The sequence below is a fragment of the Streptomyces sp. NPDC087422 genome, from assembly GCF_044744145.1.
Classification (GTDB): Bacteria; Actinomycetota; Actinomycetes; order Streptomycetales; family Streptomycetaceae; genus Actinacidiphila.
Window position 1 is genome coordinate 47,070 of sequence record NZ_JBIUXT010000020.1, and the last position, 20,934, is coordinate 68,003.

General features: G+C 71.2%; 22 protein-coding genes and 1 pseudogene. 8 read left to right on the top strand and 15 right to left on the bottom strand.

All coding sequences use genetic code 11. The features are described 5' to 3' along the window. Nucleotides 1-215: 215 nt before the first annotated feature. Nucleotides 216-1,184 (bottom strand): diacylglycerol kinase family protein, encoded by a 969-nt coding sequence (locus ACIO6U_RS35700; RefSeq protein ID WP_355347298.1) that lies wholly within the window; start codon nt 1,182-1,184, stop codon nt 216-218. Between the two features lie 48 nt (nt 1,185-1,232). Here ACIO6U_RS35700 and ACIO6U_RS35705 point away from each other — a divergent pair, with 48 nt between their 5' ends. Further along, a complete protein-coding gene (locus tag ACIO6U_RS35705; protein WP_355347295.1) occupies nt 1,233-1,754 on the top strand; it encodes a hypothetical protein in 522 nt (173 codons plus the stop codon). Nucleotides 1,755-1,957: 203 nt separating this feature from the next. Here ACIO6U_RS35705 and ACIO6U_RS35710 read toward each other — a convergent pair. The 6 genes and pseudogenes from ACIO6U_RS35710 to ACIO6U_RS35735 all read right to left on the bottom strand — a co-directional run. Then, nucleotides 1,958-2,719 (bottom strand): annotated as a pseudogene (locus tag ACIO6U_RS35710) (RNA polymerase sigma factor SigF); the annotation flags it as partial. Continuing rightward, nucleotides 2,671-3,162, bottom strand: a complete 492-nt coding sequence (locus tag ACIO6U_RS35715) for a PT domain-containing protein (RefSeq protein WP_401725611.1) — start codon at nt 3,160-3,162, stop codon at nt 2,671-2,673. The pseudogene ACIO6U_RS35710 and the gene ACIO6U_RS35715, both read right to left, overlap by 49 nt. Before the next feature lie 52 nt (nt 3,163-3,214). After that, nucleotides 3,215-3,628, bottom strand: coding sequence for an anti-sigma regulatory factor (locus ACIO6U_RS35720; RefSeq protein WP_188283433.1), 414 nt, complete (start codon nt 3,626-3,628; stop codon nt 3,215-3,217). Between the two features lie 196 nt (nt 3,629-3,824). Continuing rightward, complete coding sequence (locus ACIO6U_RS35725; RefSeq protein WP_401725572.1) at nt 3,825-4,379, bottom strand: GNAT family N-acetyltransferase; 555 nt, start codon at nt 4,377-4,379, stop codon at nt 3,825-3,827. Nucleotides 4,380-4,388: 9 nt separating this feature from the next. Next, complete coding sequence (locus ACIO6U_RS35730) at nt 4,389-5,123, bottom strand: AAA family ATPase (RefSeq protein ID WP_401725575.1); 735 nt, start codon at nt 5,121-5,123, stop codon at nt 4,389-4,391. Continuing rightward, nucleotides 5,120-6,064 (bottom strand): 1-aminocyclopropane-1-carboxylate deaminase/D-cysteine desulfhydrase, encoded by a 945-nt coding sequence (locus ACIO6U_RS35735; protein WP_401725578.1) that lies wholly within the window; start codon nt 6,062-6,064, stop codon nt 5,120-5,122. Before ACIO6U_RS35735 ends, ACIO6U_RS35730 begins: the two co-directional genes overlap by 4 nt. A 127-nt stretch (nt 6,065-6,191) precedes the next feature. On the opposite strand from ACIO6U_RS35735, the gene ACIO6U_RS35740 reads away from it, so the two are divergent. Beyond that, entirely contained in the window at nt 6,192-7,109 is a 918-nt protein-coding gene (locus ACIO6U_RS35740; protein ID WP_355347285.1) for a MurR/RpiR family transcriptional regulator, read from the top strand. A gap of 661 nt (nt 7,110-7,770) precedes the next feature. On the opposite strand, the gene ACIO6U_RS35745 is transcribed toward ACIO6U_RS35740, so the two are convergent. After that, the gene (locus ACIO6U_RS35745) at nt 7,771-9,795 is read right to left on the bottom strand and encodes an N-acetylmuramoyl-L-alanine amidase (protein WP_401725581.1); all 2,025 of its coding nucleotides are present in this window, start codon (nt 9,793-9,795) and stop codon (nt 7,771-7,773) included. Nucleotides 9,796-10,036: 241 nt separating this feature from the next. On the opposite strand from ACIO6U_RS35745, the gene ACIO6U_RS35750 reads away from it, so the two are divergent. Then, the gene (locus ACIO6U_RS35750) at nt 10,037-10,465 is read left to right on the top strand and encodes a MerR family transcriptional regulator (protein WP_355347279.1); all 429 of its coding nucleotides are present in this window, start codon (nt 10,037-10,039) and stop codon (nt 10,463-10,465) included. Next, nucleotides 10,462-10,797: a thioredoxin gene (gene trxA, locus ACIO6U_RS35755; RefSeq protein WP_401725584.1), complete on the top strand. Its 336-nt coding sequence runs from the start codon at nt 10,462-10,464 to the stop codon at nt 10,795-10,797. Before ACIO6U_RS35750 ends, trxA begins: the two co-directional genes overlap by 4 nt. A gap of 248 nt (nt 10,798-11,045) precedes the next feature. Here the strand turns inward: trxA and sodN are convergent, their stop codons facing one another. Beyond that, on the bottom strand, nt 11,046-11,441 hold the full coding sequence (sodN, locus tag ACIO6U_RS35760; protein WP_355347273.1) for a superoxide dismutase, Ni: 396 nt from the start codon (nt 11,439-11,441) through the stop codon (nt 11,046-11,048). A 140-nt stretch (nt 11,442-11,581) separates the two neighbouring features. Between sodN and sodX the strand changes: the two genes are divergently transcribed. Next, nucleotides 11,582-12,007: a nickel-type superoxide dismutase maturation protease gene (gene sodX, locus ACIO6U_RS35765; RefSeq protein WP_355347270.1), complete on the top strand. Its 426-nt coding sequence runs from the start codon at nt 11,582-11,584 to the stop codon at nt 12,005-12,007. On the opposite strand, the gene ACIO6U_RS35770 is transcribed toward sodX, so the two are convergent. Beyond that, on the bottom strand, nt 11,911-12,543 hold the full coding sequence (locus tag ACIO6U_RS35770) for a CGNR zinc finger domain-containing protein (RefSeq protein ID WP_401306459.1): 633 nt from the start codon (nt 12,541-12,543) through the stop codon (nt 11,911-11,913). The two genes, sodX and ACIO6U_RS35770, sit on opposite strands and share 97 nt — an antisense overlap. 78 nt (nt 12,544-12,621) lie before the next feature. Between ACIO6U_RS35770 and ACIO6U_RS35775 the strand changes: the two genes are divergently transcribed. Then, on the top strand, nt 12,622-13,380 hold the full coding sequence (locus tag ACIO6U_RS35775) for a methyltransferase domain-containing protein (RefSeq protein ID WP_391044393.1): 759 nt from the start codon (nt 12,622-12,624) through the stop codon (nt 13,378-13,380). Between the two features lie 86 nt (nt 13,381-13,466). Here ACIO6U_RS35775 and ACIO6U_RS35780 read toward each other — a convergent pair whose 3' ends face one another. The 3 genes from ACIO6U_RS35780 to ACIO6U_RS35790 are packed head-to-tail and all read right to left on the bottom strand — an operon-like array spanning nt 13,467 to nt 16,208. Beyond that, the gene (locus tag ACIO6U_RS35780; RefSeq protein WP_355347265.1) at nt 13,467-14,234 is read right to left on the bottom strand and encodes an amino acid ABC transporter ATP-binding protein; all 768 of its coding nucleotides are present in this window, start codon (nt 14,232-14,234) and stop codon (nt 13,467-13,469) included. Beyond that, on the bottom strand, nt 14,234-15,235 hold the full coding sequence (locus ACIO6U_RS35785; RefSeq protein WP_401725589.1) for an amino acid ABC transporter permease: 1,002 nt from the start codon (nt 15,233-15,235) through the stop codon (nt 14,234-14,236). The genes ACIO6U_RS35780 and ACIO6U_RS35785 overlap by 1 nt, the downstream gene beginning before the upstream one ends. A 1-nt stretch (nt 15,236) precedes the next feature. Next, a complete protein-coding gene (locus ACIO6U_RS35790; protein WP_355347262.1) occupies nt 15,237-16,208 on the bottom strand; it encodes an ABC transporter substrate-binding protein in 972 nt (323 codons plus the stop codon). Nucleotides 16,209-16,613: 405 nt separating this feature from the next. On the opposite strand from ACIO6U_RS35790, the gene ACIO6U_RS35795 reads away from it, so the two are divergent. Then, nucleotides 16,614-17,858, top strand: a complete 1,245-nt coding sequence (locus ACIO6U_RS35795; RefSeq protein ID WP_401725593.1) for an NADP-dependent malic enzyme — start codon at nt 16,614-16,616, stop codon at nt 17,856-17,858. Nucleotides 17,859-17,935: 77 nt separating this feature from the next. Next, nucleotides 17,936-18,898 (top strand): zinc-binding dehydrogenase, encoded by a 963-nt coding sequence (locus ACIO6U_RS35800; RefSeq protein ID WP_391122423.1) that lies wholly within the window; start codon nt 17,936-17,938, stop codon nt 18,896-18,898. Nucleotides 18,899-18,908: 10 nt separating this feature from the next. Here ACIO6U_RS35800 and ACIO6U_RS35805 read toward each other — a convergent pair whose 3' ends face one another. Further along, complete coding sequence (locus ACIO6U_RS35805; RefSeq protein ID WP_401725596.1) at nt 18,909-19,898, bottom strand: helix-turn-helix transcriptional regulator; 990 nt, start codon at nt 19,896-19,898, stop codon at nt 18,909-18,911. A 1-nt stretch (nt 19,899) separates the two neighbouring features. Further along, entirely contained in the window at nt 19,900-20,748 is an 849-nt protein-coding gene (locus tag ACIO6U_RS35810; protein WP_391161595.1) for a DUF4097 family beta strand repeat-containing protein, read from the bottom strand. Nucleotides 20,749-20,934 lie beyond the last annotated feature (186 nt).

Consider the following 20,934-nt stretch of genomic DNA (forward strand, 5'->3'; position numbering starts at 1 on the left):
GGTCCCGCTGAGTGAGGTAGAAGATTCGGGCTCTCAAGGGGGTCGTTGTCAGACCGTCCCGAGCGCCACCTAGAGACTCGCAAACCTCGGCTGGAGATACAACCCCTTCAGAGAAGTTTTTTTGGATTCCTCGGTGTCGCCTCGGTCACAGCCGTACTTCCATGGGGTGCAGGGCAGTCTAAACGTTCGAGTAAAAGGACTTTAGGCTCTTCGACTTACACAATCACACGCAGTGCACGGCGTACGCCTGTGAAGGTCGCGCTCGTTCGCAGCCCCAGGTGGTCACCGTCCACCTGGAAGGGCAGTGCCGCCTGCGATTGCAAGGTGAAGTCGGTCAGGTCGTGGAGCGCCAGCGCGTTCTTCCCGCGCGGCCCCCGCTCCGGAGTGGAACGGAGCAATTGCGCCGAGTAACGCGTGGCAGAGGCCATGGACATCTTTGTCACGCCCAGCAGATCGAGGGCGGTGTCGAAGGACGCGCCGGGGGAGGCGTACACCGGTCTGTTCCCGAGATAGGTCCACGGCGAGGTGTTGCAGATTATCGCCATCGCGAGCCCCGACACCGGTTCGCCGTCCGGGCGTTGCAACGAGATCGTGCCGTGCCTGCGGTGCGGATCGGCCAGAAACTGACGTGCGACCTGGCGCAAATACAGCGCGTGCGTGGAGCGCTTGCCCAACTCCCGCTGCTGTTCGACCCGTCCGACCACCCCGGCGTCGAACCCCAGACCCGCGCAGAAGGTGAACCAGCGCGGCGGCACCCCTTCGTCCTCGGTGCCCGGCGTCCCGCTCACCAGACCGAGCCCCACCGTCCGCGAGGACCCCTCGCGCATCGCGTCCAGCAGCGCGCCGGTCGCCTCCACCGCGTCGTTGGGCAGCCCGAGCGCTCGCGCGAAGACATTGGTGGACCCGCCGGGCACCACCGCGAGCTGCGGCAGCGCCTCCGGGTCGGGGCCGTGGTGCAGCAGCCCGTTCACCACCTCGTTGACCGTGCCGTCGCCGCCGAGGGCGACCACCAGGCCCACCTCGCCGCCTTCCGCGGCCCGCCGCGCGAGGTCTCGCGCGTGCCCGCGGTACTCGGTCGTCGCGACGTCCAGCTTGAGGTCGCTCGCCAGTGCGGTACTGATCACATCACGCACCCGCGCGCTGGTGGTGGTGGCGGCAGGGTTGACCACGAGGAGAGCGCGCATGGTCGACAGCGTACCTACCGTCTGGTACAGCGGGCTACGCTGGCCGGTGTGAGCCAGCCCTCGAAGAAGACGCGGAAGCCGCCTCAGCGGGTGGCGGAGAAGATGCAGAAGTTCGTGCCGCCGATGCGCGAACAGCCCACCGAGCGCGAGCGGGAGGCAGCCGCCGCCGCGAAGGCCGCCGCCGACGCGGACGCGGGACCGCCGCCGCTGCGGCTGACCGCCGCTGCCGCCGTCGCCGCCGTGGAGGGCCTGGCCGTGGTCGCCTGGGGCGTCACGATGTTCTTCGGCGGCTCGGGCAAGGCCGTGCTCGCCGGGCTGCTCGTCCTCGTCCTCGCGGGCTTCCCGCTCGGCGCCGCGTACGGGCTGCGCAAGGCCCGCCGGTGGAGTCGCGGGCCCGCGCTGATCATCCAGCTCCTGTCGCTGCCGATCGCCTGGACGCTGCTGCACAGCGACGGCGGCGGCTTCGTCGCGGGCGGCGCGGTCCTGGGCGCCCTCGCCCTGACCTGCCTCGTCCTCCTGGCCCACCCGGCCACCACGGACGCCCTGGGAATGAGCCGGACGTCGTCCTGACAGCCCGACGCCGTCCTGACGGACCGCGCGTCCTGACGGACCGCGCGTCCTGACGGACCGCGCGTCCTGACGGACCGCGCGTCCTGACGGACCGCGCGTCCTGACGGACCGCGCGCCCCGGCGGTCCGCGGCCGGTCTCTCGCGGGCGTGCGGGTCCCGGTCGCCCGGGCGGGCCTGATGGCCGGCCGCCCGCCCGGCGAGGGCTACTCCTCGATCAGCAGCTTGTCCCGGAGCTGGGCCAGCGTGCGGGCCAGCAGACGCGAGACGTGCATCTGCGAGATGCCGACCTCCTGGGCGATCTGCGACTGGGTCATGTTGCCGAAGAAGCGCAGCAGCAGAATCGTCTTCTCACGCGGCGGGAGCTGTTCCAGCAGCGGCTTGAGGGACTCGCGGTACTCCACGCCCTCCAGCGCCTCGTCCTCGGAGCCGAGGGTGTCGGCGACGGCCGGCGACTCGTCGTCGGTGTCCGGGACGTCCAGCGAGAGCGTGCTGTAGGCGTTGGCGGACTCCAGGCCCTCCAGCACCTCCTCCTCGGAGATCTTCAGGTGCTCGGCCAGCTCGTGAACCGTCGGCGCCCGCCCGTGCCGCTGGGACAGCTCACCGGTCGCGGTGGTCAGCGCCAGCCGCAGCTCCTGGAGGCGGCGCGGCACCCGTACCGCCCAGCCCTTGTCCCTGAAGTGACGTTTGATCTCGCCGACCACGGTGGGGGTCGCGTACGTCGAGAACTCCACGCCGCGGTCCACGTCGAACCGGTCCACGGACTTGATCAGCCCGATCGTGGCCACCTGCGTCAGGTCGTCCAGCGGCTCACCGCGGTTGCGGAACCGCCTGGCCAGGTGCTCGACCAGCGGCAGATGCATCCGTACGAGCTGATTGCGCAGCTCCGCCCGCTCGTTGGAGCCCTCGGGCAGCTTGCTCAGCTCGACGAAGAGGGCGCGGGCGCCCGCCCGGTCGTGCGGGTCGTGCGCCTCCCGCTGCTCCTCGCGGTCGGCTTCCCCGTCGGACTCGCGGTCGGAGCCCCGGTCGGGCTCCTGGTCGGCTTCCCCGTCGGACCGGGGCTCCGCCTCCTGGCGCGCGGAGGGGGGCCCGGCCGGCTCCGCCTGCTGCTCCGGCGGCGCGTCCCGTCGCTCGGGCGGCTCGGGCTGTCCGGGCCGCTCCGGCTGCTCGCGCTGGTCCTGCTGCTCCATGGGGTCCGCCTGCTCCGCCTGCTGCGCCGCGTCCATTCCGTCCATACGGTCGTCCGTGCGGGTCTCCCCGCCGGGTTCGGGGTGCTGCCTGGCCGTGTGCCGCCGCCCGGCCGGCCCCGCGGGATCGGGTTGGGCCGGTACGGAGGCGCGGCCGTGCACCGCGGGCGACTGACGCGCGTCGTGCGCCTCGTCGTGGCCCGCGGGCGTGCCGGGGTCTTCACCCCGGGATAGCTCAGCGCTCATGGCGATTCCCCGTCTTCCCGCACGCGAGAGTCACGACAGCCCTGGACCGGCGCCGCGCTTCTTGTGGAGGCTGATGCTGACGGTCTTGTCCTCGGCGACGGTGGAGTCCACCTCGCCGGCCAGTGCCGACAGCACCGTCCACGCGAAGGTGTCCCGCTCCGGCGCCCTGCCGTCGGTGGTGGGCGCGGAGACGGTCACCCACAACGAGTCCCCGACGAGCCGGAAGACACAGCTCAGGACGGACCCGGGGACGGCTTGCTGCAACAGGATCGCGCACGCCTCGTCCACGGCGATCCGCAGATCCTCGATCTCGTCGAGGGTGAAGTCCAGCCGTGCCGCGAGTCCGGCCGTGGCCGTGCGCAGCACTGACAGATAGGCTCCCGCCGCGGGCAGCCGGACCTCGACGAAGTCCTTCGACCCGGGCTCGCCTGCGATCTGGGACACCCTCACCTCCACGGTGGCACACAGTGATTGCTCTGGTTCGCAGCGACGCTATCGCGATCCGTACCCCGCTGTCGCCCGGACGGCGCACGGTAGGGGAACGGTACGGTATCCGTATCTCTGTCACCCATGGTAAGCGCACGAGCACGGACCGTGGGTAGTGGTCTGCCGACTCAATTCGCATGAGAATCCGCCCGGTTCACCGAGCGTGCGCCAGCGCGGCCAGTTCGGCCAGCGCCGGGCCGGAAAGCCGCTGTACGGTCCACTCGTCCTGCGGGCGGGCGCCGATGGAGCGGTAGACGCCCAGCGCCTTCTCGTTCCAGTCGAGGACCGCCCACTCGAAGCGCTCGTAGCCGCGCTCCACGCAGACCGCCGCGAGCGCGGCCAGCAGCGCCTTGCCGTGCCCGCCGCCGCGCGCCTGCGGGCGTACGTACAGATCCTCCAGGTAGAGGCCGGGGGTGCCGGTCCAGGTGGAGAAGTTCCGGAACCACAGCGCGAAACCGACCACGGTGCCCGCGCCCGAGTCCGAGCCCGCGCCCTCGCCCTCGCTTGAGCCGTCGCCCGCACCGTCCGCCACGGGCTTCGCGGGCTCCTCGGCGATCAGCGCGTGCGCCACCGCGTCGGGGCCGAACAGGGCCGCGTGCAACTGCTCCTGCGTGGCCCGCGCCTCCTCCAGCGCCCGCTCGTACTCGGCGAGTTCGCGGATCAGCGCGTGGATCACGGGGACGTCGTCCGGGGTCGCGGTGCGGATCATGCCACCAGGTTACGGCGCGATGATGTGACGCAGGTAAGCGCGGGGGTCGGCCAGATAGCGACGCCAGTGGTCGACGATCGCCAGGTCCTCCCAGGCCGTCTCGCGCACACCGCGCTCGCCCACCTCCAGGATGGCCGCGTCGGGGGTCGCGGTGAGCAGCGGGGAGTGGGTGGCGCAGATGATCTGCGCGCCGGAGCGGCCCAGCTCGTGCATGAGGCCCACCAGGTGCAGACAGGCCGTGAACGACAGCGCGGACTCCGGCTCGTCCAGCACGTACAGGCCCACCGGGTGGCTGAAGCGCTCCCGGAAGGCGAGCAGGAAGCCCTCGCCGTGGCTCATGGACTCCACCGGCAGGAATTCGCGGCCGAGCGCGTCCATCGCGGTCTCGGCGCGCAGGAAGAAGCCGCGGCGGCCGGTACGCGGCCCGCCGAGCATCCGGCCGCCCGCCGCCGTGGTGTCGAAGCGGATGCGCTCGCCGAGCGGGGAGCGGGGGCGGTCCGAGACGTAGCGGTAGCCCGCCCGGCCGCCGTGCGGGTCCAGGCCGAAGCCCTCGGCGATGGCCTCGACCAGCGTGGACTTGCCCGAGCCGTTCTCACCGACCAGGAAGGTGACGGGCGCGGTGAAGCGCAGCCCGTCGCGCAGCAGCCCGGCGACGGCCGGGACCGACCACGGCCAGCGGTCCCCGCGGAACTCGTCGTCGCCCTCGGCGGCGGGGATGTGCGCGTACGCCCTCTCGATGATCATCCGGTCCCTCCGGGGTCGGTGCCCGTGATCACCGCGGCCACCCGGGTGCCCGGCGGGAAGACGCCCTCCTCGGCCAGAAAGTGGACGCCGTGCAGCATCTTCGCCACGTAGACCGGCTCGGGGCGCAGTCCGTGCCGGGTGGCGAAGTCGCCGGCGAAGGCGTCGAGTTCGGGGGTGGTACGGGCGTAGCCGCCGTGGTGGAAGCGGTCGTCGAGGCGCCACCGGCCGCGTCGGCCGCCGAACGCCTCCTCCTGGAGCCGCAGCACCTCGGCGGCCAGGAAGCCGCCGCCGCGCAGGACGGGGAAGCCGATCGCCTCCGCCCGGCCGAGCCCGGCCGCGAGCCCGGCCAGGGTGCCGCCGGTGCCGACGGCGACCGCCACCACGTCGGCCTCGCCGTCCAGCTCGCGCCCCAGCTCGGCGGCGCCGACGGCCGCCAGCGCGTTGCTGCCGCCCTCGGGCAGCACATAGGCGGGCCCGAACCGGTCGGTGAGCGCGGCCAGCGTCTCGGGCTCGGCCTTGCGGCGGTACGTGGCCCGGTCGACGAATTCCAGCCGCATCCCGTCGGCCGCGGCCCGTGCCAGCGAGGGGTTGAGCGGCCGGTCGGCCAGTTCGTCGCCGCGCACGACGCCGACGGTGCGGAAACCGAGCAGGCGACCGGCCGCTGCCGTCGCCCGCAGGTGGTTGGAGTAGGCGCCGCCGAAGGTGAGCAGCGTGGTGTGCCCGGCCTCGGCCGCCGCGGCCAGATTCAGCCGCAGCTTGCGGTATTTGTTGCCCGGCAGGTCGGGGTGGATCAGGTCGTCCCGCTTGAGCGCGAGCCGCACCCCGCGGGCGGCCAGGCGTTCGTCCGCCACCTCGACGAGCGGCGACGGCAGCCGGGCGTCCAGCGGGTCGGCGGCACCGGATCCGGTGGATTCCGGGGCGGCGGGCGGCGGTAGGGTCACGCCGACATTGTCACCCGGACGTGTGACATTCGCCGGGGGCGGCCGGGTGCCGCGACGATCCCCTGACGGCACAAGAGAATCCTCCCGGCAGGTCCCACGCGGAGGATTCACGGTGCATTCTTTCCCCGTGCACGAAAAAGTCCCGGGACGACCGGCCACCAGAGCAGCCAGCGTCACTGCGGCCAGTGACGCCGGTGACGCGCTCACCGCCACGGTGCGGGGGCTGCTGCCCTCGCTCACCCCGGCCGCCGCCAGGATCGCCTCGCTGATCGTGGAGGATCCGGCGCAGGTCGCGCGCAGCACGATCTCCGAGCTGAGCGCCCTGGCGGGCACCAGTGAGTCGTCGATCGTCCGCACCGCGCGGGCGCTGGGCTTCGCCGGATACCCCGAGCTGCGGCTGGCGCTGGCCGCGTCCGCCGCGCGGCAGGCGCCGCGCTCCACGCTGACCTCCGGGATCACCGAGGACGACTCGCCCGCCGAGGTGATCGCCAAGCTCGTGCACACCGAGTCGCAGGCGGTGCTGGAGACCGCCACGCAGCTCGATCCCGAGCAGCTCGCGGGCGCCGTGAAGGCCGTCTGCGGCGGCGGGCAACTGCACATAGCCGGGGTCGGGGCGTCCGGCCTCGTCGCCCAGGACCTCCAGCAGAAGCTCGCGCGTATCGGGCGGCCCTGTCACGCCCACGGCGACTCCCAGTCGGCGCTCACCAGCGCCGTGCTCCTGGGGGCGGGGGACGTCTTCCTCGCCGTCTCGCACTCCGGCGAGAGCCGTGACGTCCTCGCGCCGTTGCGGCGCGCCGCCGCCGAGGGCGCCACGACCGTGGTGATCACCAACCACCCGCTGTCCACCGCCGCCCGGCTCGCCGATTTCATTCTCGTCTCGGCGGGCCGGGAGACGACGTTCCGTCCCGGCGCCATGGCCAGCCGCATCAGCCAACTGGTCGTCGTCGACTGCTTCTTCGTCTGCGTCGCCCAGCGCACCTTCGACACATCCAGCCGCGCCCTGCGCGTCACACACGCCGCCCTGGAGGGCGACCGCACCGGCTGACCCCGGTGGTGCCACCCGCCCCGCCGGGCCAGTCCGGTTGTCCCCGGACCACCCGCCGGTGGTGGGTTGCCCGCGCAGTTCCCCGCGCCCCTGACGGGGCGCACCGTCTTTCGTTCGGGCGGCGAGCCGATCCTTTAAGGGGCGCGGGGAACTGCGCGCTCAGCCACGACGCTTCCGCACGTCACCGCCCGCCCCGGTGGGGCAGTTCGGTGGTGTCCGGACCACCCGCCGGTGGTGGGTTGCTCGCGCAGTTCCCCGCGCCCCTGAAAAGCCCGGCTTGCCCGGACGGGGAAGGTTGCGCCCCGTAGGGGCGCGGGGAACTGCGCCACCAGCCACGACGCTCCCGCACCTCACCACCCGCCCCGCCGGGCCAGTCCGGTTGTCGCCGGTCCACCGGCCGGTGGGGGCTGGCCGCGCCGTTCCCCGCGCCCCTGAAACCCGGCTTGCCCGGACGGGGAAGGTTGCGCCCCGTAGGGGCGCGGGGAACTGCGCGCTCAGCCGAAGCGCTTCCGCAGGTCACCGCCCGCCCCAGCGGGGCAGGCCGGTTGTCGCCGGACCACCGGCCGGTGAGGGCGGGTGGCGCAGTTCTCCGCGCGCCGGAAGAAGCCGGCCTGCCCGGGCGGGGAACTGCGCGCTCGGACATGGCGGGCTGCAAGCCAAGCTAGTGGGCCGGGATGACGTCGACGTCGGCCGCGTTCACGAAGGCGACGCGGTGGTTGTAGACGATCTCGTACACCTTGGTCGTGCCGACGAAATCGTGCTGGTCGTACGGGGCGGAGCCGTCGTAGTAGATGGCGAAGTAGGAGTCGGTGTACTCGGCGGGGCCGGCGGAGACATAGGACTGGCCTGCCGGGATGGTGTATTTGGTGCGGGCGAGCTGGGCGCGGGGGGCGACGCCGCCCTCGAAGGCCACGAAGTCCGGCGGGTAGACGGAGGCTTCGGGGTAGGCCGTGGTGTAGACGGGGATCGAGGTCTTCCCGGCCTTGGGGACGATGCGGGACGCCTTCACCGGGACGGTGGCCGGGTGTTGCGCGGAGTCCTGGAGCCAGGCCTCGGTGCCGCCCCACCAGATCGCGGTCCAGCCGGGCCTGCGCTCGGCGACGACGTACTGCTCACCGGCCGGTGCCTTGTCGCCCCAGTCGTTCATCGCGGTGGTGCCCGCGCTGCCGTCCGGGTGCAGATACGGGTCGGCGACCAGCGGCGCGCTCGTGCTGGGCGCGGTGTGGAGCGGTACGAAGCTCGACGGGACGTCGGTGGACGTCACCGGGCAGTCGAAGGCGCGGTACGGGCCGGGGAACTGCTTGTAGCCCTGCACGTCGTCGCAGTACGTGGTGGTCTGCTTGTTGCGCGCGTAGCCCGGCTTGATGGCGACGACGGCGCTGCCCGGCTTGGCGGTCGCGCGGATCGGCGCGCCGAGCAGGTCGAAGAAGTGCTCCCAGTCCCAGCCGGGTCCGGGGTCCCAGTGCTGGGTGGCGACGCCGCTCTCGGTGCCGCCGGGGATGTTGTCGTGGCCGAGGATGTGCGCGCGGTCCAGCGGGATGTCGTACTTCGCCGCGAGGTAGCGCACGAGCCGGGCGGTGGAGCGGTACAGGTTCTCGCTGTACCAGCTCGCGCCGTGCGTCGCCCAGCCCTCCTGCTCGATGCCGATCGAGTGCTGGTAGAAGGAGCGGTTCGCGCTGTCCCACGCGATGTCCTTGGTGGGGATCATCTGCGTGACGTGGCCGTCCTGCGAGCGGACGACGTAGTGCGCGCCCGCCGCGTAGGTCGGGTCGCGGAAGAGGTCGAGCGTGCCGTCGTACGTCTCGTCGGTGCTGTGCAGCGTGATGTAGCGGACGTCGAGGTTGCCGTGGGGGCGGTCGGCGAGGTCGTGGCTGCCGTAGTCCGCGAGGTCCGACGGGTCGAGCAGGGTGTACGCGCCGGGTATGAAGTCGCAGTTCAGCGACGTGGGGCACTCCGGCTTCCGAGAGCTCTTGGGCGGAGTGACCTCCTTCAGGCCCAGCTTGCGCACGTCGTCGCGGTTCGGGCGCAGGTGCCCGGTCGGCGCGAGGGTGATGTGCTGGCCGTCCTGCGTGGTGCGGGTCGCGCCGGCGCGCATCGTGTCCCACACGCCGTCGGCGAAGGTCTGCGCGACCTTGTTCTCGGTCGACTGGCTGTAGCGGGCGGCGGCGGCGTACCAGCCGTCGATGTCACGCGGCAGCCTGCCGTGGCCGTAGCCCTTGGCGTACGAGGCGAGGAGCGCGGCGCCGCCGCGGATGTTCAGCGTCTCGTCGCTCTGCACGGCGGCGGTGTCGGTGCCGAGGAGTCCGGCCGCGACGGCGGCGGTGTGCTCGGCAGGGGCCTTCAACAGGTCGGCGTAGCGCGGCGACTGGGTGGTCAGGCCGTCCGCGTCGAGGTCCCCGGCGGTGAGGTTCGTCAGGTTCATCGGGCCGTATCCGGCCTCGGCGTTGGACTGCCCGGCGTGTGCCTCCCACCGGGTCTCGTAGAAGGACACGGCTTCCAGTACGGGCAGCGGTACGCCGAACTCGTGGGCCGCCGCGGTGAATTCCGCCTGCCGGGCGGTCCGCGGGTCGTCCGCCGTGGCGGAGGTCGTGGTGACGGCGGTCACCGAGAGGCCGGCCAGCAGGGAGAGCGCGGCGGCCACGGTGAGGGTTCTGCGGCTGCGCGGTTGTCTGAGCGGGCGGTGCATCCGTGCTCCTCGCGTGTGCGTGGGTCTGCGTGGTGGGGCTGTCGTCCGGGGGTGTTCGGGGGCGTGTGCGGGGGTGTGCGGGGCAAAACTGTCGGGGGTACGTCAAGAAACTGCTCCGCGCAGCCTGTCGAGCCGGACTGGCAGTAAGCAACCACCTGGACGTAAATCTTGGAACTTTTTGCCAGCGCGGCCGGAAATCGTCCTGGCCTTGACGCGTACGTCAAGGTCTAACGTCGTCCGTATGCGCATCGGCGAACTCGCGGAACGGGCGGGCACCACCACCCGGACCCTCCGCTACTACGAGTCCCTGGGCCTGCTGCCGCCGGCCGACCGGTCGGGCAACGGGTACCGGTCGTACGACGAGGAGCATCTGCGGCTGCTGGAGCAGATCCGGGTGCTCCAGGACTTCGGCTTCGGCCTGGAGGAGACCCGGCCGTTCGTGGACTGCCTGCGCGCCGGGCACCCGGCGGGGGACACCTGCGCCGCCTCGCTGGAGGTCTACCGGCGCAAGCTCGCCGAGCTGGACGCGGTCGTCGACCGGCTCCAGGAGGTACGGGCCCAGGTCGCCGCCCAGCTCGCCCGCGCGGAGCTGGAGGCCGGGCCGGGCGGGGTGGGGAACGCCCCCGAGCCGATGTGCGAACTGTCCGTCAGTGAAAGGGATTCACCATGACCAGTACCGCCACATCCGTCCCCGCCGTCACCGACGCGACCTTCGCCGCCGAGGTGCTCGGCTCCGACCTGCCCGTCCTGGTCGACTTCACCGCCGACTGGTGCCCGCCGTGCCGGATGATCGCCCCGGTGCTGGCCGAGATCGCCGCCGAGGAGTCGCACCGGCTGCGGATCGTCCAGCTCGACGTCGACGCCAACCCGGCGACCCAGGCCGCGTACGGCGTGATGTCGATGCCCACGCTGCTGCTGTTCCGCGCGGGCGAGCCGGTCAAGGTGCTGGTCGGCGCGCGCCCCAAGCGGCGGCTGCTCCAGGAGCTGGCCGACGTCCTGTGAGCGGGCGCCCCGAGACAAAAAGCCCCCGTCCGCCGGTACGGGGGACCTGACGGACGGGGACGTTCTGTGATCGTGCCGGTTTCCTCCGGCGCTACATAAGAGTGCGCCGGACGGCACGATGTGACAGCCCATCGCTGTGGCGCACGCCACATTCTTGAATGATGACGGGGACTAGAAAAACGCCCGCGCTCGGCCGTATGGGTGACGGCCGGGCGCGGGCGGTTGACGCTCCGGGGTGAACCGGGGGGTCAGGCCTGCTTGGTCTCCCAGAAGATCTTGTCGATCTGGGCGATGTAGTCCAGGGCCTTCTGTCCGGTCGCCGGGTCGTTCGACGCCTTCGCCGCGCTGAGCGCCTTGAGGGTGTCGTTGACGAGCTGGTGCAGCTCCGGGTACTTCTCGAAGTGCGGGGGCTTGAAGTAGTCGCTCCAGAGCACCGAGACGTGGTGCTTGGCCAGCTCCGCGCGCTGCTCCTTGATCAGAACGGCACGGGTGCGGAAGTCCGCGTCCTCGTTGGCCTGGTACTTCTCCTGGACCGCCTTGACGGACTCGGCCTCGATGCGGGCCTGGGCAGGGTCGTATACGCCGCAGGGCAGGTCGCAGTGGGCGCTGACCTTGACCTTGGGCGCGAACAGGCGAGTGAACATGGCTGTCCTTCCTCGTGATCGTCTTTCCACGTGGGAGATTACTCCCTGGGAGAGTCGTTTTCTCGGGTGCCCCAGGTGGCTTAGGACAAAAGTCTGGTGCCACTCTGGGGTCGGTGGAGGAACGAACCAGGAGGCGCAGGATGCGGGAGCAGGGGGCCAGGCTGTCGTGGCAGTTGGTCGAGGTCACTGGTCCGTCGATGGCACCCACGCTGCTGCACGGGGACTGGCTGCTGATCCAGCGGATCGCCAGTGGCGCCGAGCAGGTGCGTGAGGGCGACGTGGTGGTGCTGCGGCACCCGTTGCAGCAGGACCTGCTGATCGTCAAGCGTGCCGTGGAGCGGCGCGAGGGCGGCTGGTGGGTGCTGGGCGACAACACGTTCGTCGAGAACGACAGCCGGGAGTTCGGCGCGGTGCCCGACGAGCTGGTCATGGCGCGTGCGCGGGGCCGGTTCCGGCCACCGGGCGAGGTTCAGCGGTCGGTGGCGGGGGCGGCCTCCTGGGCGGCGTCCTGCGTGCGGCTGCTGCGGCCCGACCGGTCGTTCTCCAGGCGCTTGCGGGCCCGGTAGGCCGCGACGTTGGCGCGGGTGGCGCACCGGTCGGAGCAGTAGCGCCGGGAGCGGTTGGTCGACGTGTCCACGTACGCGTTGCGGCACGGCGCGGCCTCGCAGATGCCGAGCCGGTCGACGCCGAGCGTGGTGAGCTGGACGGCCAGGCCCATGCAGGCGGTGGCCGAGTACGACGCGCCGGCGTTCGCCGCGTGGTCGGCGAGGTGCATGTGCCAGTCGGGGCGTCCCGTGGCGTCGTCCGGATAGTCGTGCCCGGAGATCTGCGGGCTGACCGGGAACTCCAGCATCAGCGCGTTGAGCAGGTCCACCGCCCGGACCTCGTCGCCCTCGTCGGCGGCCTCGAAGATCCCGCGCAGCCGGATACGTACCGCCCGCAGCCGGGCCACATCGGCGTCGACCGCCCGCGCGGCGGCCTGCGTACCGGCGCCGATCAACTCCCGTACGGCCTCGACCGAGGTCAGCGCGTCCGTGCCGCGCTTGGGCTCCTCGGTGTTCACGAGGCGCACGGCGTATTCCGAGTAATAAGCCAGTTCCACTTGTGGTCCTTACTGGGGGCGGTCTAGTCTCGGTAATGGCTGAACGGGCTATCAGGGTATTACGAAACGGAGGCTGGTGTGGCTGTGGCGACGGAGAGTGTCTGGCAGGACTGGCAGCGGAGCTGGGACCGCCAGCAGGAGTGGTACATGCCCGACCGCGAGGAACGCTTTCGGGTGATGCTGGACATGGTCGAGGCACTGGTCGGCACCGCGCCCAGGGTGCTGGACCTCGCGTGCGGTACCGGAAGTATCACGGACCGGCTGCTCCGGAGGTTCCCGGCGGCCAGGAGCACCGGCGTCGACCTGGACCCCGCGCTGCTCGCCATCGCGGCCGGTTCCTTCGCCGGGGACGACAGGGTCACCCTTGTGACCGCCGACCTCAAGGACCCGCGCTGGACCGAGAAGCTGCCGCACGACTCGTACGACGCCGTGCTCACCGCGACCGCGCTGCACTGGCTGCACAGCGACGCGCTCCGGACGCTGTACGGGCAGCTCGCCGGACTCGTGCGCGAGGGCGGGGTCTTCCTCAACGCCGACCACATGCCGGACCCGGCGACCCCCGTCCTCAACGCGGCCGACCGCGCGCAGCGGCACGCCCGGATGGACCGGGCCAAGGCCGAGGGCGCCCTGGACTGGAGCCAGTGGTGGCAGCTCGCCGCCGCCGACCCGGTGCTCGCCGAGCCCACCGCCAGGCGGTTCGAGATCTACGGCGAGCACGCCGACGGCGACACCCCGCCGCTCGAATGGCACGCGCGCACACTGCGCGAGGCGGGCTTCTCCGAGGCCCGGGGTGTGTGGAGTTCGCCCAGCGACGCCCTCGTGCTCGGCCTCAAGTAGCCCTGATCGCGCGGGAGTTGACGCCGGGCGTACGACGGAGGGGGTACGGGCCCGAGGCCCGTACCCCCTTGTGGTCCCGCGTCGCGTCACAGTACCTTTGATAGAAAGGCCCTCGTGCGCTCGTGCTGCGGATTGCCCAGCACCTCCCGGGGATGACCCGACTCGACGACGACACCGTCGTCCATGAAGACCAGAGCGTCGCCCACCTCACGGGCGAACCCCATCTCGTGCGTGACCACGATCATCGTCATGCCGTCCTCGGCCAGCCCCCGCATCACGTCGAGGACGTCGCCGACCAGCTCCGGGTCGAGCGCCGACGTCGGCTCGTCGAACAGCATCAGCTTCGGCTCCATGGCCAGCGCCCGCGCGATGGCCACCCGCTGCTGCTGCCCGCCGGAGAGCTGCGACGGGTAGTTCGCCGCCTTGTCGCCGAGGCCGACCCGGTCGAGCAGCCGTACGGCGCGCTCCCGCGCCACCGCCTTGGGCTCGCGCTTGACCTGGACCGGACCCTCCATGACGTTCTCGATCGCCGTCATGTGCGGGAAGAGATTGAACCGCTGGAAGACCATCCCGATGTCCCGGCGCTTGGCCGCGACCTCGCGGTCCCGCAACTCGTGCAGCCGGTCGCCCTGCTGCCGGTAGCCGACCAGTTCGCCGTCGACCCACAGCCGCCCGGCGTTGATCTGTTCCAGGTGGTTGATGCACCGCAGGAAGGTGGACTTGCCGGAACCGGAGGGACCGATCAGACAGAACACCTCGCGGGGCGCGACCTCCAGGTCGATGCCCTTGAGAATGTGCGCGGCGCCGAACGACTTGTGGACGGCCTCCGACTTCACCATCGGCTGGACGCTCATCAGGCCACCTTCGGTCGGCGCAGGGTGGACAGGTTGGACATGACCTTCTGCCACGGCGTGAGCGGCAGACTCCGCAGCGAGCCACGCGCGTAACGCCGTTCCAGATAGAACTGGCCGACGCTGAACACGCTGGTCAGCACCAGGTACCAGACGGAGGCCACGAACAGCATCTCCATCACGGCGCCGGAGTCGGACCCGATGTCGGAGGTGGCGCGCAGCACTTCGGTGTACTGCACCACCGACACCAGCGAGGAGGTCTTCAGCATGTTGATGAACTCGTTGCCGGTCGGCGGGATGATCACGCGCATCGCCTGCGGCAGCACGATCCGCCGCATGGTCCTGCCGCCGGTCATGCCGAGCGCGTGCGCCGCCTCGGTCTGGCCCTCGTCCACCGACTGGATGCCGGCCCGCACGATCTCCGCCATGTACGCGCCCTCGTTGAGGCCGAGGCCCAGCAGGGCGGCCACGAAGGGGGTCATGACGGCGACGGTGTCGTTCTTGTAGATCGGCCCGAGGTTGATCACCGGGAAGATCAGCGACAGGTTGAACCACATCAGGAGCTGCACGTACACCGGGGTGCCCCGGAAGAACCAGATGTACAGCCAGGACACCGCCCCCGTCACCGGGTTCTTCGACAGCCGCATGACCGCGAAGAGCACGCCCAGCACCAGGCCGAGCGCCATCGAGCACACACTGATCAGGACGGTGTGCCACAGACCCTTGAGCACCTGCTGGTCGAAGACCTTGTCCCCGACCGTGCCCCAGATGACATCACCCTGCGAGAACGCGTAGACCAGCCACCCCAGCAGCACGACCACCACGACGGCGCTGACCCAGCGCCCGTAGTGCCGTACCGGGACCGCGCGGATGGCCTCGTACGGCGTGGCCGGCCGTGTGTCCTTCCGCAGCGGGTCCCGCGGCGGGGTGTCCCGGGGCGGGGCGTCCTGCGGCGGGGTGTCGCCCGATGGTTTCTCGAAGGGGGTCGGTGTGCCCGATGCCACGTCAGGAACCGCCGTTGATCGCGGCCGACGCGATGGCGCCGCTGCTCGCGTTCCACTTCTGCAGCACCTGCGCGTAGGTGCCGTCCGCGATGATCGCGTCCATGGCCGCCTTCAGCGCGTCCCTGAGCTGCGTGTTGTCCTTGCTGACCGCGATGCCGAACGGACCGGCGTCGGCGGGGGAGCCCGCGACCTCGAAGTCGTTGCCGTTGCCGGACTTCTGCGCGATGTACGCGGCCACCGGCGTGTCGTTGAGGTCGGCGACCGCGCCGCCCGCCTTCACCCGGGTCTGCGCCTCGGAGTCGGTGTCGAACTTCTGGATCGTCAGGCCCTTGGAGCCGCACTCCTTCTTCTGGGCCTCGAACGCGTCGTCGTAGATCGTGCCGCGCTGGACGGCCACGGTCTGCCCGCACACGTCGGCCAGGGACTTGACGCCCTTCGGGTTGCCCTTCTTCACCAGCAGGGAGGAACCGGAGGTGTAGTAGTCGACGAAGTCGACGCCCTTGCCGATCTTCTTGCCCTTGTCGTCCAGACCGCCCTGGCGGGCCTTCGTGTCGCTCATAGCGGACATCACGATGTCCGAGCGGCCGGTGTAGATGGAGGTGATCAGGCCGTCGAACTTGCCGTTGGTGAACGTGAAGGTGACGCCGAGCTGCTTGGCCAGCGCGTCCGCGATGTCCGGGTCGATGCCGACGATCTTGCCGTTCTCGGTCTGCTCCATCGGCGCGTAGGAGGCGTCCGTGCCGACCTTGATCGTCTTGGAGTCCTGGTACTTCTGGGGGAGCTTCGAGAAGAGCGGGGCGACCGCCGAGGTCGCCGAGGACCCCGTCCCACTAGGGGTGACGGTGTTCGCGGGCTTGTCCTTCTTGGTCTGGTCGCCGCATCCGGTCAGTACCAGAGTGCCGGCGACCGCTATGGCGGCGACCGCGGTGAGACGAGTGAGAGCGGCCGAACGCCGGGTCGTACATGCGGTCATCGCTGTGTCCTCCTGCGGAAGTGAGGGGGTCGTGCAGTGGACATGGCACACGCCATCGAGTACCGCCACCGTGTGTGATCTGTGCATCTTGCCATCCGGACACCCCCGGGCAGGGTTCCCGTTGTGTCAAAATCGGATAACGGGCGATCCCCGGGCCTCCACCAGGCCGGCACACCAAGGCCGGACCACGCGGAGGCCATGCCGATCAATTCCCACTCGTCGCCGGAACCGACTTCCGGTAGAACGGGTCCTCACCCCTCATCCGGGGCCCATGGCGTGCGTGCGGCGCGCCTGGCGTCGGCCGTCACCTTGCTCACTCGTACCTGGTGACGCGGACGCCGAGCCCACCTCCACCCCCTTCGGGCGGAGTACCCTCATTCATCATTCAGACAAAGGGGTCAAAAAGTGGCAGCGGAGATCGTCAATCCCCGGACCGATGCGGACAGTACGGACAGTACGGACAGTGCGGACGGCATGAGCGGTACGGACGACGCGTTCCCCATCGATCCGGTCTTCGCCCTGCACCGCGGCGGCAAGATGGAGGTCACCTCGACCGTGCCGGTCCGTGACGCCGACGACTTGTCGCTCGCGTACACACCCGGTGTCGCCGAGGTCTGCACCGCCATCGCGAACAAGCCGGAGCTGGTGCACGACTACACCTGGAAGTCCCAGGTCGTCGCGGTCGTCACCGACGGCACCGCGGTGCTGGGCCTGGGCGACATCGGCCCCGAGGCGTCCCTGCCGGTCATGGAGGGCAAGGCCATCCTCTTCAAGCAGTTCGGCGGCGTCGACGCCGTGCCGATCGCGCTGGCCTGCACCGGCGTGGACGAGATCGTGGAGACCGTGGTCCGGCTCGCCCCGTCCTTCGGCGGCGTCAACCTGGAGGACATCTCCGCCCCCCGCTGCTTCGAGATCGAGCGCAAGCTCCAGGAGCGGCTGGACATCCCGGTCTTCCACGACGACCAGCACGGCACCGCCGTCGTCACCCTCGCCGCGCTGCGCAACTCCTGCACGCTCACCGGCCGTACCCTCGGCGACCTGCGCGCGGTCATCTCCGGCGCGGGCGCGGCCGGGGTCGCCATCGCCAAGATCCTCGTCGAGGCGGGCATCGGCGACGTCGCCGTCACCGACCGCAAGGGCATCGTGCACGCCGGACGCGACGACCTGAACCCGGTCAAGCGCGAGCTGGCCTCGTATACGAACAAGGCGGGTCTCACCGGGCCGTTGGAGGCCGCGCTGGACGGCGCCGACGTCTTCATCGGGGTCTCCGGCGGTACGGTCCCGGAGTCCGCGGTCGCCACGATGGCCCGTGGCGCGTTCGTCTTCGCGATGGCCAACCCCACGCCGGAGATCCACCCGGACGTCGCGCACAAGTACGCGGCGGTCGTGGCGACCGGGCGCAGCGACTTCCCGAACCAGATCAACAATGTGCTCGCCTTCCCCGGGATCTTCGCGGGCGCCCTCCAGGTGCGCGCCTCGGCCATCACCGAGGGGATGAAGATCGCCGCCGCCGAGGCGCTGGCCGCCGTCGTCGCCGACGAGCTCTCGCCGCAGTGCGTCATCCCGTCGCCCTTCGACCCGCGGGTCGCCCCCGCCGTGACCGCGGCCGTCGCCGCCGCCGCGCGGGCGGAAGGGGTGGCGCGCCGCTGACCGCGGCCCGGGGTGCGCGGAGCGTCACATGCCGTGGCGGTTCCTCGGGCGCCGGGACCGACCGTAGGGTCGACGGCATGTATGCCGCATACGCCGCACGTATTGACGCCGACAAGCCGTTGAGCGGGTTGGAGTTGGGGGAGCGGCCGGAGCCGTCGGAGCGCCCCGGCTGGACCACCGTCACGGTCAAGGCCGCCTCGCTCAACCACCACGACCTGTGGTCGCTGCGCGGGGTGGGCCTCGGCCGGGAGAGCCTGCCGATGATCCTCGGCTGCGACGCCGCCGGGATCGACGAGGACGGCAACGAGGTGGTGCTGCACTCCGTGATCGGCCAGACCGGTCACGGGGTCGGCCCCACCGAGCGCCGCTCCATCCTCACCGAGCACTATCAGGGCACCTTCGCCGAACGGGTCTCCGTACCGGCCTGGAATGTGCTGCCCAAGCCGAAGGAACTCTCCTTCGAGGAGGCGGCCTGCCTGCCGACCGCGTGGCTGACCGCGTACCGCATGCTCTTCACCAACGCCGGGGTACGGCCGGGCGACGCGGTCCTCGTGCAGGGCGCGGGCGGCGGTGTCGCCACCGCCGCGATCGTGCTGGCCCGCGCCGCCGGGCTGCGGGTGCACGCCACCAGCCGGGACGCGGCCAAGCGGGAGCGCGCGCTCGAACTGGGCGCGCACGCGGTGTACGAATCGGGCGCGCGGCTGCCGGAGCGGGTGGACGCCGTCATCGAGACCGTCGGGGCGGCGACCTGGTCGCACTCGGTCAAGTCGCTGCGGCCCGGCGGCACGCTCGTCATCTCCGGCGCCACCAGCGGGCAGAATCCGCCCGCCGCCGAGCTGAACCGGATCTTCTTCCTGGAGCTGAAGGTGGTCGGTTCGACCATGGGCTCCAAGGAGGAGCTGCGGGACCTGCTGGCCTTCTGCGCGGCCAGCGGCGTACGGCCGGTGATCGACTCCGTACTGCCGCTGGACCGCGCCCGCGAGGGCTTCGAACGGCTCGCCGCCGGGGAGCTGTTCGGGAAGGTCGTGCTGACCGTGTAAGCGGCCCGCGTTACGTGGGCGGGAGGTGCAGGGCCGCCGCGATGTGCGCCGCCGCGGCGGACAAGTGGCGCCTCACCTCGCGCAGTTGGGTGTCGTTGACGCCCAGGTCGCGGGCCGAGTCGCGGATGTCGTCGCGGAAGCGGTCCACCAGGCGTTCGAGGTCGCGGAAGGGGTCGGCGGACGGCGGGGTGTCGTCGTCCGCGGGCTCGGGCGCTTCCGTGTCCGCGTCCGACGTCGCCGACGTGTTCCCTTCCCTCTCCGTCTCCTCCTCCGTCTCCTTCTCCGTCTCCTGGGCGGGCTCGGCCGTGGCGTCGGCCCAGACCGGGGGCGTACCGGGCGCGCCCCAGGGCGTGGTCGGTACGTCCATGCCCTTGCCGAACCGGCCCAGCTCCTTGGTGAGTTCGGCGAGACCGTCGCGCAGCCCCGCCTGCCAGTCGCCGGAGCGTACGTGCGACTGCACCTGCTCCTGGACCTGGCGGGCGATCCGCTCGACCTCCTCGCGCGCGGCCTTGGCCTGGCGGCGGGCGTCGCGCGCCTCCTCCTTGGCCCGGCGGCTCTCCTCCTTGGCGCGCGCGGCCTGCTCGCGCCACTCGTGCTTGGGCGACGGGGGCGTACGCGCCTCCTGCGCGGCGGCGCGCACCTCGCGGCGCAGATCACCGGCGGCGCCCCGGACGTCCTCGCGGATCTCGGCGGCCAGCGTGGAGACGGACTCGCGGATCTCCGCCTCCAGGCCCGCGATCTCGTCGGCGCGGTCGGACAGCTCGCCGCGGCCCGCGTCGGTGAGGGCGTAGACCTTGCGGCCGCCCTCGGTGGAGTGCGTGACCAGGCCCTCCTTCTCCAGTTTCGCCAGCCGCGGGTAGACGGTGCCCGCGGAGGGCGCATACAGCCCCTGGAAACGCTCTTCCAGCAGCCGGATCACCTCGTAGCCGTGCCGGGGCGACTCGTCCAGCAGCTTGAGCAGGTAGAGCCGGAGTCGGCCGTGGGCGAAGACGGGCGCCATGTCAGATGTCCTTCCGGAACGAGGGCGCGTCCTCCAGCGGCGGCCTGCGCAGCAGGGCGATGGCGCCGGAGACGGTGGTGGCTCTCAGGCGCGCCCCGCCGGAACCGATCCGGCCGGTGATGCGCTTGGCCCCCCACTGCCCGGTGACGCGCAATTCGTCGAAGGCGCAGGAGACATGGCCGCTGGTGGTGTTGGCGTCGACCTCCGCGTCGCCCGGTTCCGGGATACGGATGGCGATCTCGCCGGAGACGCTGGTGAGCCGGACGTCCGCCCCCGCGGACGGATCGAGGTCGAGCACCATGTTGCCGCTCACGGAGTCCGCTTTGACCTCGGCGCCGCTGCCCTCGACCACGGTGAGGTCACCGGAGACGGTGTTGATCCGCAGGCTGCCGGAGACGGACTGGGCCTCGACGCTGCCCGCGACGGTGTTGGCCCGCACCGGGCCGCTGAGGCCGACGAGGGTCGTGTCCCCGTTGACCCCCTGGACGCTGGTCTCCCCGGCGATCCCGGAGATCACGGCGCCGGCGCCGACGACTCCCACTTCGACCTTGGTGTGCTGCGGGACGGCGAGCGTCACGACCGCGTGACGCTGCCAGCCCTTGGGGTCGAGCCACTTCAGGAAGCCCTTCCACGGCAGGTCGTCGTAGGTCACGGTGAGGGTGCCGCCGCGGTGGTACACCTTCAGCGGCGGGCCGTCGATCTCGGTGACCTCGACCCGTGCGGGGCCGTCGTCGGTGCCGACGACGTTCACGGCGCCGTTGACGATGCGCACGCAGAGGGTGTCGACGGGCTCCTCGAACACGAACTTTTCCGGCTCCGCCACGGTCCGGTCCGACGACATGCCGCTCATCGTGCCCCTCCTCGGGTGCGCCTTGGGACGCAACATATCGCGTCTCGTGCATTCACGATATATCGCGTGGCTCACAAGTCAAGTGGTGTCTTTTTTGCCCGCCCGCCCACCCGTGCGGGTGTTTTCTTCGTCTGCGGGTGCCGCTTGTGCCTGGTCGGTGCCGGTCCGGGGTACCTCCTCGAAATC

Excerpts from the sequence above, each read along its gene's own strand:
- ACIO6U_RS35700 (WP_355347298.1), bottom strand. The coding sequence starts at position 1,184 with ATGCGCGCTCTCCTCGTGGTCAACCCTGCCGCCACCACCACCAGCGCG.
- ACIO6U_RS35725 (WP_401725572.1), bottom strand. The coding sequence starts at position 4,379 with ATGATCCGCACCGCGACCCCGGACGACGTCCCCGTGATCCACGCGCTG.
- ACIO6U_RS35730 (WP_401725575.1), bottom strand. The coding sequence starts at position 5,123 with ATGATCATCGAGAGGGCGTACGCGCACATCCCCGCCGCCGAGGGCGAC.
- ACIO6U_RS35745 (WP_401725581.1), bottom strand. The coding sequence starts at position 9,795 with ATGCACCGCCCGCTCAGACAACCGCGCAGCCGCAGAACCCTCACCGTG.
- ACIO6U_RS35750 (WP_355347279.1), top strand. The coding sequence starts at position 10,037 with ATGCGCATCGGCGAACTCGCGGAACGGGCGGGCACCACCACCCGGACC.
- trxA (WP_401725584.1), top strand. The coding sequence starts at position 10,462 with ATGACCAGTACCGCCACATCCGTCCCCGCCGTCACCGACGCGACCTTC.
- sodN (WP_355347273.1), bottom strand. The coding sequence starts at position 11,441 with ATGTTCACTCGCCTGTTCGCGCCCAAGGTCAAGGTCAGCGCCCACTGC.
- sodX (WP_355347270.1), top strand. The coding sequence starts at position 11,582 with ATGCGGGAGCAGGGGGCCAGGCTGTCGTGGCAGTTGGTCGAGGTCACT.
- ACIO6U_RS35780 (WP_355347265.1), bottom strand. The coding sequence starts at position 14,234 with ATGAGCGTCCAGCCGATGGTGAAGTCGGAGGCCGTCCACAAGTCGTTC.
- ACIO6U_RS35790 (WP_355347262.1), bottom strand. The coding sequence starts at position 16,208 with ATGACCGCATGTACGACCCGGCGTTCGGCCGCTCTCACTCGTCTCACC.
- ACIO6U_RS35800 (WP_391122423.1), top strand. The coding sequence starts at position 17,936 with ATGTATGCCGCATACGCCGCACGTATTGACGCCGACAAGCCGTTGAGC.
- ACIO6U_RS35805 (WP_401725596.1), bottom strand. The coding sequence starts at position 19,898 with ATGGCGCCCGTCTTCGCCCACGGCCGACTCCGGCTCTACCTGCTCAAG.
- ACIO6U_RS35810 (WP_391161595.1), bottom strand. The coding sequence starts at position 20,748 with ATGAGCGGCATGTCGTCGGACCGGACCGTGGCGGAGCCGGAAAAGTTC.